General features: G+C 54.0%; 7 protein-coding genes and 1 pseudogene. 2 read left to right on the top strand and 6 right to left on the bottom strand.

Annotated elements, in window-relative coordinates:
• The 3 genes from Q363_RS26640 to Q363_RS36900 form a co-directional block, all read right to left on the bottom strand.
• Positions 1 to 243 (bottom strand): helix-turn-helix domain-containing protein (locus tag Q363_RS26640; RefSeq protein ID WP_169747144.1); only part of this gene is annotated, 243 nt, incomplete at its 3' end.
• A 150-nt stretch (positions 244 to 393) separates the two neighbouring features.
• A complete protein-coding gene (locus tag Q363_RS36905) occupies positions 394 to 2,940 on the bottom strand; it encodes a galactose oxidase-like domain-containing protein (RefSeq protein WP_051979379.1) in 2,547 nt (848 codons plus the stop codon).
• Between the two features lie 194 nt (positions 2,941 to 3,134).
• A complete protein-coding gene (locus Q363_RS36900; RefSeq protein ID WP_084080793.1) occupies positions 3,135 to 5,051 on the bottom strand; it encodes a heparinase II/III family protein in 1,917 nt (638 codons plus the stop codon).
• Between the two features lie 748 nt (positions 5,052 to 5,799).
• Between Q363_RS36900 and Q363_RS26620 the strand changes: the two genes are divergently transcribed.
• A complete protein-coding gene (locus Q363_RS26620) occupies positions 5,800 to 7,482 on the top strand; it encodes a hypothetical protein (protein ID WP_157467622.1) in 1,683 nt (560 codons plus the stop codon).
• Between the two features lie 152 nt (positions 7,483 to 7,634).
• Here Q363_RS26620 and Q363_RS26615 read toward each other — a convergent pair whose 3' ends face one another.
• The 3 genes from Q363_RS26615 to Q363_RS26605 all read right to left on the bottom strand — a co-directional run bounded on the left by Q363_RS26615 (position 7,635) and on the right by Q363_RS26605 (position 11,343).
• The gene (locus tag Q363_RS26615; protein WP_169747143.1) at positions 7,635 to 8,507 is read right to left on the bottom strand and encodes a hypothetical protein; all 873 of its coding nucleotides are present in this window, start codon (positions 8,505 to 8,507) and stop codon (positions 7,635 to 7,637) included.
• 127 nt (positions 8,508 to 8,634) lie between these two features.
• The gene (gene wecB / locus Q363_RS26610; protein ID WP_064742734.1) at positions 8,635 to 9,801 is read right to left on the bottom strand and encodes a non-hydrolyzing UDP-N-acetylglucosamine 2-epimerase; all 1,167 of its coding nucleotides are present in this window, start codon (positions 9,799 to 9,801) and stop codon (positions 8,635 to 8,637) included.
• A 186-nt stretch (positions 9,802 to 9,987) separates the two neighbouring features.
• A complete protein-coding gene (locus tag Q363_RS26605; protein ID WP_157467618.1) occupies positions 9,988 to 11,343 on the bottom strand; it encodes a carbon-nitrogen hydrolase family protein in 1,356 nt (451 codons plus the stop codon).
• A 492-nt stretch (positions 11,344 to 11,835) separates the two neighbouring features.
• Between Q363_RS26605 and Q363_RS26600 the strand changes: the two are divergent.
• Positions 11,836 to 12,357, top strand: a pseudogene (locus Q363_RS26600) (IS1595 family transposase); the annotation flags it as partial.
• Positions 12,358 to 12,409: the final 52 nt, after the last annotated feature.

Here is a 12,409-nt window from a genome sequence, read left to right as displayed (position 1 = left end):
TGGAGGAGGCGAGCAAGCCACGGCAATAATGCGCTGCTGTTGTTGCTGATCAAGAGTTGGAGCCTTGCCTGGACGGGCGGCATCGAACAACGCCCGCTCCAGCCCGCCATCAAGATACCGCTTGCCGATCTGCCATACCGCCTTGGCGGAAAGCCCCAGGTTGGCTCCCACCGCAGGCGTGGACTGTCCCTGATCCAATTGACGCAAGGCCAAGGCGCGCAATGTCGTGCGTACCGACTGCAACCCGCCTCCTAACAACTGATCGATCTGCGGTCGATCTCGCTGCTTGAGTTCAATCTGAAGTCGTATGCCTCTGCTCACTCCCCAGATATACAGCCAGCACCAGAAACCAACAAGCGCCTACATTGGTTACCTATACATACGGCCACAGTACTAGGGCGTGATTTGGATGATCTTGGCTACTGATGGCACACCGTTGCCATTGACAAGGAACAGCATGTAATGCCCCGGCGGGGCCAGGTTTGCATTTGCAGGGGCAGTGATATTCAACCCACCGGTTGCCTGCGCAAACTGAAGATTGTTGAGACGCTGGTTCTGATTGAGCGCATGCGTAACGGCGCCCAGACGGATCCATGTCACCTTGGTAATGTTTGCAGCGTCTGGTGTGCCGATAAGGAAGGTCTGCCCGTACTTCACGCTGGTAGGCGCAGAGGTAACGGTTGGGCGAGCGCCTTTGAATAGATATGGAGGAGAGTAGATCTCCGCGCTGGCCCCGGTTATCTCCCCACCGGCAGAGAGTACCCGCCCATCCGGCAAGAGCAGTGCGGTGGAATGATAGCCGCGATAGACGGTGACGCTGTTCATCGTGGTCCAACTGCCAGTGGCAGGATCCCACATCTCCGCGGGATAGACAGGATTTGCCGAGTTGTCGAAGCCGAAGCCGCCGCTTCCACCAGAAGCGAATACCTTACCATCTGGTAAAAGCGTGAGGTTCAGTTGCCGACGGGCAGCCGACATAGGCGATGTGAATTGCCATGTGGGATTGGCGGCATTCAGGTCAATGATCTCCGCCGTATTGGTGGCAGCGCCATCCGTATCCCCGTCGCCGCCTGCGACCATAACTTTGCCATCGAACATCACAGCAGAGCCGTAATCCCGAGGTCCCGTGTAATTAATAGTACCTACAGTTGTCCACGCACCTGTCCCACTGGTATCCAGGTATCGCGAGATCCGGTCGGGCCCTGCGCTGAACGCCTTCCCATTAGGCGCGACAAACATCATCGGATAAAGCGGCTGCATCAATTGGGCGCTGGTTAGATTCCTCCATGTGTTGTTGGCCGGGCGCCAGACCTGAGGCAGCGTGTTGTAGTTATCGTTCGTAGTGAAACCGGACACCACTAGAACGTCGCCATTCGGCAGAGTGGTATTGGTGGGATACCAGCGCGGTGCGTTCATGTTAGCCGTCGCTGTCCAGGTATTCTGGCTCGGATCGTAGAAAGTGCTGTTGATAACTCCGTCGTTCTGGTTTCCAGCGTGCCCGCCAGCAAGAAATAGCTTTCCATCCTGCAAGAATGAATGGCCGGCACAGAAAATGTTATATCCCGCCTTCGGTGCGGCAGTGAATTGGTTGGTCGCAGGATTCCATAGATAGGGATTGTTTCCGTTACCAAACGAAGGCCAGAAAAACACGCTTCCATTCGGGAGAAGGGCTGCGTGAGCGGCCATAAACGGCCATGTCTGAACAGGTCCCCATTGCCCCTTGACAGCGGGATCTCCTGTTCCTGTTCCCGTTACTGTGACGCTGACCTGTCCCCAATCGGTGGCACCCGACGAACCGTGAGCGGTAATGCGATACGCTGTCGTGGTGATGGGCGAAACTACTTGGGAACCGTTCAACGGGACCGCCACGCCATTCAGATCAGCGCTTACTGCGTTACTTGTCGTCCATGTCAAGGTGGAGCTGTTACCTGCCACGATGGACGTTGGGTTGGCGGTAAGTCCGGCGGCCGGAGTACCGCCTGACGTGACAGTAACCGTGGCCTGGGCTGACGCCGTTGTGCCTGAGGAACCCGTGGCGACAAAGTTATAGGTAGAGGTCGCAGTGGGCGAAACAGTCTGCGATCCATTGACAGCAACCGATGCGCCGTTCAGGGTCGCACTCACCGCATTAGTCGATGTCCAGGTAAGGGTCGAGCTGCCGCCCGATGGGATAGACGTTGGATTGGCAGTGATCCCCGCAGTCGTACCGCTTGAAGTAACGGTGACGAGAACCTGTCCCCAGTCAATGGCGCCAGCTGAATTGCGAGCCGTGATGCGATATGTGGTTGACGCCGTGGGCGACACCGTCTGAGAGCCATTCAATGCGACCGGCGTACCATTTAGATCGGCGCTCACGGCATTACTCGTGGTCCACGTAAGGGTTGAGCTGCCGCCCGATGCGATCGAGGTTGGGTTCGCAATGATGCCTGCGGTCGGAGCGCCGCCCGAACCTACGGTGACCGTAGCCTGCTTCGATGCAGTCGCACCCGACGAACTGGTTGCAATGAACGTATAGGCGGTCGTTGTGGTGGGCGAAACGGTCTGCGATCCATTGACAGCAACCGGCGCACCATTCAAAGTCGCACTCACCGCATTCGTCGATGTCCAGGTAAGTGTAGAGCTGCCGCCAGCCGCGATAGAAGCTGGACTTGCGCTGATTGCGGCAGTTGGAGCGCCTGGAGCAGTAACCGTGACGAGGACCTGCCCCCAGTCGGTGGCACCGGTCGAACTGTGAGCCGTTATGCGATATGTGGTTGAAACGGTGGGCGACACCGTTTGCGATCCATTCAATGGAACCGTCGTCCCATTGAGATCGGCGCTCACGGCATTATTCGTGGTCCACGTAAGGGTTGAACTGCCACCCGACGCAATGACGGTAGGATTCGCGATGATGCCTGCGGCCGGCGTCTGCGCCAGGACGGGAACACAGGTTATTCCCATCCCCGCACAAATCAACCAGCAAGCTATCAGCAGTCTCCGAACAAGCTCGTTCAACCGTGAACCGACGATGCGCCGATTTGAACCTTTTAAGCTCGATCTTTGAGAACAATATTGATAGCTCATATCGTCTCTCTCTCTCTCTCTGCGAAGCAGGCAGTTTGACGTTCGGGTCTTCGTTTGATACGCAGCTCTCTTCACTGCAAGGGCACAACAATGTGATTGAGTTCTATACTGCGATGGTCAGCCGGGCGCCTGACTCTGATGGGCGGCGTACCTTCAGGTACGACCGCATAAACCATCATTTGAGGAAGCATTCCTTCCCACGTCCAATGGATAACCGATTGAGGCATGCGAACGGCAAACCCAGGAGAATACCAGGCTTCTGTGCGAGCTATGGCACCGTTACCCAATACCATGAAGAGATAGCGCATTCCGCTAAATTCAAGAACCCAGCGTGGCACCATCAATTCAGGAGAGGACGTTTGCGTCCCGGTATATGGCAAGAGTTGAATTGCGGGATGGAAGTGGATAAAGGATTCAATCTTGTGGTTTCCCTTTCCACTCAAGGTGTCCACAAAGCACCACGAATTGCTTGTCAAGCGAATGATAGCGCGCGAGTGCATCACGTCTAAATGCTTATAGCCAGTGTGTGCACCTCGCACAAATTGACAGCCCTCTATTTCGCCAAAGTGAATGGGACTCACCGCAGGCCGCCGCCCCAACCGAAACCCTGCCCATATTTCCGCTTGTTCGACTCCGTCAACACGCACCGTATTATGTGCTGCCGTGGATCGCTCGTAGTGGCGTTCCGGACCAAGCTCGTATGAACTTACGCCCGTATCAACGATGACTCTCTGCCCATGCAGCGAAAGTTCGTAGCTGAGGACATCGGAGTGACCATGTCCGGGCTGATAGTCAGGCCCGAGGGGGCCGCAATCGAAGATGAGAAAGCTGTTTGAACTGGGATCTCGAATAACCGCGTAGCCGGTATCGCACATGGCCTTTACCGCAGCACTCTTCGATAAATTCTGTGACAGATCTACAGACTCCTCAAGAATTTGAGCGGTTGGCCGAGTAACCTCCAGCTGCGAATCATTGAAGAGCGGAATCTCGCCGTCAGGATGAACAATCTCCATAAGATACTGGGCCATTCTTTTGACACCTTGGGATACTTCTAACGCACACTCCGGTACGAGCGGAGGGCGAGACTCAAACAGGTGCTGAATGTCCAACAGATCATCGAGAATCCAAGCATGATACATAGGCGATCTTTCGATGTGGCCACCGTCAGGAAGAATCTGCTCAGCTATTTGCTCTCGTAGCAGGCGCTGGCCAAGAACGCGCCAACGATTAGTTTCGGGGGCTTCGAGCAGCGCTCCAGCAAATACCAACGCCTTAGCATTCCTCAAAAGATGGTTCGCTAGGAGATCTCTTTCCAAACGGCTTTCAAGTGAGAGTACCTGGACGCGGAGGCTCGCCAATACCTGATCGATTTGCGCCCCATTCCCGATCTCTTTTGCGCGCGCTGCGTTTCGCGCGAGAAACTTTAACCAATTGACAATGCGCAAGGATAAGAAAAACTGGCCCCACCCAATTTCAGTACCGAGACGATTCTGATCCCTCCAACTCAAGGCGATTCTTATTGCTCCACAAAGCAGGTCTGATTCTTCCGGAGCAGTTAGATCCACATTCAAGAAATCGCAGTAATTGGCGTGAAAGATTTGGCGTCGTAAGATCTCGTTTGTGCGCCATGAAGCTTGCATCGAGTCTGGAACGGCTTGCTCGATGAATTGAACATTCCCTGTATGGATTATTCGACGAGCCAAAGCAGGGTCCCACTCCCCCATCGTTGAAGGCATCTGGCAAACCCTCACACTAACGCGTGCTTCTGGCCAATGACTAATTTCATTTCGACTCAATAGACGGTGCCGCACAAGATAGTAGAGCTGCGAAGCGCGCAGGTGTCTCAACGTCCGCCAGTATCTACCTGCCGGTGGAGGCGCTTTAGGGGAAGCAAAAGCAGGAAGAGAAGTCGCATCCGCTCCTCGCGTCAATGGAGAAAATAGATAACTGTTGCTGATCGTGATGGCTTCATCGATATCGATCTTCATGTGACCTCGATGCTCATCTTTCAAACAGGTTTGGAGTCTTGGCAGGAGTAAAGCCCGCTATCGCGACGACGGCTTTAGGCTTGACTGCCGGAGATCGGACCAATATACTAAGAACAGCTGGACTATAGCTGTTGATATTCAGTTTTTTGTACTTCTTTGCTGTTATTCCCTGAAAACTTGGTGATTCTGATAGGGTTATAGCGCAAGCAGATGAGCTGGTCGACTTAGTGTTTAAATTACCCTGCCAATCGAATCCTTTTATTTTCATATCCGTACGATATGGAAGTGTAGGGCTGTTAGGTTTCAAGCCCGGTCGACCTTGGTTAGTTATAAGAACCTTTCAGAAGCACGAAAGGTCAACCTCCCCAAGCCCTGTTCGAATACAGGTGTGATGCTGCACCGGCTGGCAGATCCACAGAAAGTATTCGAAACAGGCTCTCCCCGCACGAAGGAGATAGCATGCACTTTTTCGCGGCCCCTCTATCCGCAGCCTCAACCCCTGCTCCATCCCAACCTACAACTCCATTAGCTACTTGTTCTCCGAGACGCTTAATCGGCTATCGGCGTAGTCGCATACCTGTGTGACTTACAAGCTAATACCAACAAAACTAAATTAGCTCACTAGGAAGCGGCAGAGTCTCGCCGGGTAATCCTTGCTTGCGCAAGGATATCGAAGGAGATTTTTGCTTTTTTTAAACCTCGGCGAAAGCGCCGACCAGACCTGCCTCGTGCAGGCTTTCGGAGACCCATGCGTTTTAATATTCGGCTACATTCCTACCGTCATGTCATTCTTGCAGCTGTTGCAACGCTGGCATATTCACCTCTCGGCGTATCACAAGCAGAAGCTCAAACTACTTACTATGTTGCTACTAATGGCAGCAATTCCAACAATGGCACTTCCGCCAACACTCCCTTCGCGACGATTACTTATGCTGCAACCAAAACAGCGCCCGGGGACACCGTCCTCGTCGAAGATGGGACATATTCTCTTCCAAACGGAAGCTTCCGTGGCGATGTTGCGATTGCTTCAAGCGGTGTGGATGGCAAGCGGATTACCTACAAAGCCCAGAATAAATGGAAAGCAAAATTAGTTGGAGCCGGGACTGGTGATGGATCAGTAGTCATCGGTGTCTCAGGTAGTTATAACGTGATTCAGGACTTTGATATTACCGGCACCGATGCCGGTGGAATCAATTTGTCCACAGCAGGGACCACGACAAGCTACAATCAGGCAATCGGCAATTACGTCCATGATATCGTTGCGCCGTGTGACGGCAATGGTGGAGTAGCTATTAATTCCGGAGGTGGCAACGATTATGAAGCTGGTGTTGCGCACATGGATATCCTTAGCAATTTAGTCGTCAACGTTACAGATCCGCCGGGATGCACTGCTCCTCACGGAGCCGGAATATTTGCTGCCATCCCTTATACCCTGGTCGCCAACAATATCATCATCAATGGCGGACATTGGGCTATCGAATCTTGGCACAACGCACATCATGAAACGTATTTCGGCAACGTCATCATCAACTCGAAACAAAGCATCACAATGGGCGCAGGGGATTCTCCAAATACAGGCACAGTCAACGATTACTCATTGGTCCAAAACAATATCGTTTTCAATTCCAGCATGACCGCAATCGCTGAGACAGGTAGAACTGGCCCGCACAATCAGTATATTGACAACCTGGTTTTCGGGGGCAATACAACCATCAGCCTTCAAAATAAATTGACTGCAACAGGCACAGTCCATGCAGATCCGATGTTTGTGAACAATACCGGAACGGCCGCTGGCAACTACGAGGTGCAATGGGGGTCCCCGGCTCGTGGGGCCGGGTCTGCATTAGCCGGTGTACTGACTGACTACGAAGGAGCGCCTCGCCCGCAGGCCGGACAAACGGTTATCGGTGCGATTCTGGGTGTTGGGACCACCACAGGTGGCGGAACCGGCACAGGTGGCGGAACTGTCGCTGCCGGCGTTAGTGCAAGTGCAGCGTCGATTACAAGCGGCCAGTCCTCCGTTATCACCTGGACGACAAATAATGCGGTGAGCGCCTCGTTGAACGGAACGGCGGTTGCGCTCAATGGCTCCGTCACCGTTAAACCGACTTCAACGACAACTTACAAAGTAGTTGCGACCGGTGCAAACGGCACAACAGATTGGGGCTCCGCTACCGTGACCGTTACGGCGGCTCCAACCGGTACTGTCGCTGCGGGTGCTAGCGCAAGTCCAACTTCAATTAGTCGCGGTCAGTCATCCGTCATCACGTGGACCACAAAGAATGCCGTTAGTGCAACGCTAAACGGCACATCCGTTCCACTCAATGGCTCTATCACCGTTACTCCGAGTTCAACAACGACTTATCGGATTACTGCTACCGCTGCGAACGGAACAACAGATTGGGGCTCCGCTACCGTAACTGTCCAGTAAGGAAAGCAGGGGCGGAAACCGTGGCTTAAAGAATACGGCCAACGCCCCTAACTTCATATTGAGTCGATCAAGATACCAACTAATCTGGTCTCATATCTCCGATACGCCCACAATTGAAAGCCAACATTCTTGACGCAGATGGTCCGTCCTTATTATTTGACGGTTCCGCTCGCAACAAGCCCGTTCTGAAGTGTAATGCCATACGGATTGCTAAACAACATATTATCGAGGTACTTGTTATGCGATCCGGTCGTACCGGTTTCTGCGATGGCCCAACTAGAGGTCCCTACTATAATGTTGTCTTGTACAATGGTATTGTCGTTTGTGACTTTTCCCGGTGAGTCTCCTGCTCCGACAGTTATACCCCTTAAATTATTGATAAGTATGTTGCCAACAATTTTTTCGTTGGAGGCTGCGTGCCAACATTGAATGCCATAGCCCGCATTGATAACAATATTGTTGGCTATCACTCCGAAGGGGACTGCCTGATGAATTCCCACCGCGGCATGACCGCCAGGACAACCGTTATAGGGAGTTACATTGCTGACCAGGTTCCCGATAAAGTCCATATGTGAAATACCGGAGTAGTTGTCCCCGCCACCGCTATTGAGCGCGCTCCCACTATTTGAATCGCAGGGTGTGATGATATCGTGGACGTAATTGCCTATCGCCTGATTGAAACTGGCAGACTTTCCTTTATATGCAAGGATGATGCCGTTCGCATTGGTTCCAGTAATATCGAAGTCTTTGATGATAATGTGGCTGCCGCTTACTCTTATGATTGCCGTGCCAGCGCCGGACGTAGTTCCTACCAATTTTGCTTTCCATTTGTGTTGGGCCACATATGTAATCGGACGCCCGGAAGTGCCACTTGATGCGAGGGTTATATCACCCTTATAGGTTCCATCCAGTACGACGACGGTATCACCGGGCACCACAACCGAGTCGGCGTGCGAGATGCTTGCCCAGGGATGACCAGTGCTGCCATCACTGGTGTCACTGCCTGTCGGACTGACGTAGTGCACAGAGGCGGGCGACCGGCCCCTCGCGACTGGATGGGACACCGTACGCGCAGCATCGTGCGCGGCGGCGCGCCCGAATTGCGACATTGGCCAAGCCAAGAGCAAGGCACCCAGTACGTAGGCCGTGAATCTAATCATTGCCATAGCACGATCTCACATCGTTCGAAACCCGCGAGGGGATGTTCAAGCACTCGTTAGGTGAACGCTGGGCCTTTGGACCCCAACAAGAGATGGCATTCGCGATGTGCTCGCCGCTGTGTCCGTCACCGTAGGCATCGGTGCGGAAGGTAGGCTCGCGTCCCAGAGCCTCACGTATGCAGCTAGCGACGCCTTCGCCGCTAGCTGGGAACACCAGCTGATTGCACCCTCCCTCCAGCGTCTCGGTCCATTCGGTTTCGCCACGTAGGGTCACGCATGGGACACCATGGAAGTAGGCCTCTTTTTGCACTCCGCCCGAGTCGGTCGCGATCAGGCGCGCATGCTTTTCCAACATTGTCATGTCTAGGTATCCCAACGGCTTGAGCAGGCGGATGCGCTGTAAGACTCCACCGGGGATTTGTGCACGTTCGACTTCCTTACGCGTGCGCGGGTGGAGCGGCAGGACGACGGGCAATTGCCGCGCCACGTCAGCTATCCCTTCGAAGATCGCCCGCAGTCGACTTTGGTCGTCCGTGTTCTCGCAGCGGTGTAATGTCGCGAGAATATACGTTCGCGGTTGTAGCTCCAGCCTTTGTAACACGTCGCTAAACGCATCGGCATGTGCCGCGAACTGCAGTGCGGCGTCGTACATTACGTCGCCGGTGCGTATGATCCGCTCGGCTGGAATACCTTCATTTGCCAAGTTTCGCATAGCGGTGGAGGTTGGCGCGAAGAGTAGGTCGGCGATGTGATCCGTGAGCACTCTGTTGACTTCTTCGGGCTGGCGATTGAACGAGCGCAAACCCGCCTCGACGTGAGACATGGGAATCTGGAGCTTGGCTGCGGCCAACGCTCCCGCCAGTGTAGAGTTCGTGTCTCCGTACACTAGGACCATGTCCGGACGGTTGCGCAACAGAACCGATTCGATTGCCTCGAGCATGCGGCCAGTTTGCGCACCATGGTGTCCCGACCCGATGCCAAGGTGGTATTTAGGCGCAGGAATATCGAGTTCGTCAAAGAACAACGCGGACATCTCGAAGTCATAGTGCTGGCCAGTGTGGACCAGTACATCGCTCACACCGGCCGAGGCCAATGCTTTGGATACCACGGCCGCTTTTATGAATTGCGGCCTTGCACCGACAATGCTCGCTACCTTCATATGCTCGCTACCTTCATAGTTGTATGGACCGCGGTGAAAGTAAGTTTCCTGCGCAGCGCCAGGCGCCGCGCGGGCGTGCCGACCTCCACTCCACTTGGAACACCGGGGCGTCGCAAACCGGGTGATCGAACGGAAGACGAGTGATCTTCGGACACCGAGGAACCGACATTTTGCCAGTGAATGAATCTATCTCCTCGATCCCACACCCACCGCATGGACTAGCACCGATGAGCGCCGCGAGTTCTCACGTCTCACTGGAGGCATGAGATACATGAGCAACATCGCCAGGCCCATGCCGTTTGAGAGGAGCGAGGTCAAAAGAGCGCCATTCGCAAGGGAGAACGCCGGGAGGCCGATAAGCAGTACCGCTACACGCTTGTCGCGACCGACCGCCATCGAGTCATACAGCCACAGTACTATCGCAAGCATTAGTGTGAAGCAAATGATTCCCGGGTATCCAAAATTGGCGTAGGCGTCCGCCCATAGATTTGCATTGGCGTCGTTGCTGGCGCTATGAAAATATAGGAAACCGATCAAATAAGGTGGCTCCACAGCGTAGGGGTAGTCGACCAATGATTTTAGAATGCTGTGGCCCAGGTGTACCTTGGCATGCGAGGAGAAGAACTCGTAGTAGTAGCCAGTCAGCAGCCCCGGCAATGCGGTCATTCGTACTGCCACTAGTAGTGCAGGAATTAGCGAATAGCCGAAGAGCTGCAGTGCACCTGCTCCTGCGAATATCGCGGTCCACGTAGCAGCTAATCTTGTCCCAAATGCTTTGCTCGACCTCATAGCCCAAAGCAGATAAAGCAAAAGACCTGCCGAGAAAAGCATAGCCCGAAAAGCCGTAATGGAGTAGATGGCAAATTGCCCCATCGCACCGGCCAAGACCCACGACGTGCGCCGAGACCTGAGACCTATGGCCATCACAAGCGGATTGATCACCCACGCCTGCCAACCAATGGCATATGCCACAAGAGTAGGAGCCTGGTCTACGGTGTTCTTAAATTGGCCGCGTACTGAGTAAGTGTCCTCAAACGAAACATAGTGAAACTGGAAGCCGAAACTCGAAACCAGTAACGCATAGAAAGTTATGCTCAAGAGGACCAGTATGACGCTAAATTCGTAGCTCTCGAGGTGGACACGCGGCAGGGGCAGCAGCGGGATTCGGTAAATCATTCCCGTGAATGCGTATACCGTTACCAGGCAGACCGCAAACAGGAGGGGACCGCTGGATTGATCCTCTAGCGCATAGATCGGCACCAGACATGCGGGAACCATGACCAGCAGATACAGCAGCCAATACACAGTCTGTGATGGACGCTTCAACTTAATTGGCATCCAGAGCGAGGGCAGGACAGCAAGCACCCACGCCGCCGCTGCGCGTGTTGCCGTCGTCCTAGAGTGGAATCCCTCGTAACCCCATACCGGCACAACAACCCGTTTGTACACAAGTACAAACACCACGACGTACAATGCGCAGGCGAGCATCACGCTTATGCGGGAACGCAGAACACTACCCGTCCACGAGCTACCTAGTTGCACGACCACCTCATCTTAGCAATTTTCTCCTCCAGAACAGCCCCGGCCTACTCTTCTTCAGTCGCCTCACTCGCTTCTGCAACAGAGACCTTTACGCAGGGAAGGGACAAAGCTTCTTCATAATGCCGTAGTTAAATGAGTTCCCGGCGCTGTTGTCTGCTGGTACCCTGAAGATTCGGAAGAGTCTACTGGCGTTTCCCTCCGGTGGAACCTGATTACCCCGTTGACCGTCAGCGTATCTCACCCCATTCGTACTGAAGCAATAATGAAGTGACTCCGAGAACGTCGTTATTTCCATTCTGCGAAAATCGCCTTCCGGAATCGATCAAGCCTCGTCGCCTGCAGATGAGACGAAAACCGCCAGCCAGTTCCACCTGCTCAAGCTCCGGCGCTCTTGGACCTGAAGACGTATGCCTTGTCGAGGTTTAGAAGGCTCTTTTTCGCCGAAAGTCTTCGGAAACGACATGGAAGTAGCCGATCGGATAGCGCTCGAACGCTGGTCTGTGGGGAAGCTGTCAACTGAAAGGCCGGAAAGCGGCCTTGGTCATCGTAGCTGTGGAGAAACGGGGAAAAGCGTCAGGACGAGTACGAATGGCTGTCATCCCGGACTTCAAGAGCGTTACCCTAAATGCGTTTGTCCAACAAAATGTGGCTTCTGGCTCGACCATCTACACGGACGGGCTCAAAAGCTTCACCCGTTTTGAACAAGTGGGATTCCGGCATGTTCCGCGTACCCAGGCCCTGCAAGGCGACCTTCGCAAAGGCTCGAAATCGGTGGTGCCACTGGCCGATCGATCCATTGGGAACCTGCAACAGTGGTTGATCGGGACCTATCACGGCGTGAGTCGCGAGCAACTCCAGGTTTACCTGGATGAGTTCGTTTTCCGTCACAATCGCCGCCAGACACCTATGGCCGCTTTTCAAACCCTGCTCGGTCTCCGAGCCGCACGTAGACCCGTGCCCTACATGCAGATTCGGGGCGGCTCTGACCGTCCTATATCGCCCGGAACAGCCTGAACCACAACCCATTGGGCTCTGCTGAAACAACCAGACAAGCAGAAAACACCTA

It is taken from the genome of Edaphobacter aggregans DSM 19364, assembly GCF_000745965.1.
In the GTDB taxonomy this organism is placed as follows: domain Bacteria; phylum Acidobacteriota; class Terriglobia; order Terriglobales; family Acidobacteriaceae; genus Edaphobacter; species Edaphobacter aggregans.
Note: the sequence above shows the minus strand (reverse complement) of the source record. Positions and strands in the feature narration are given on the sequence as shown.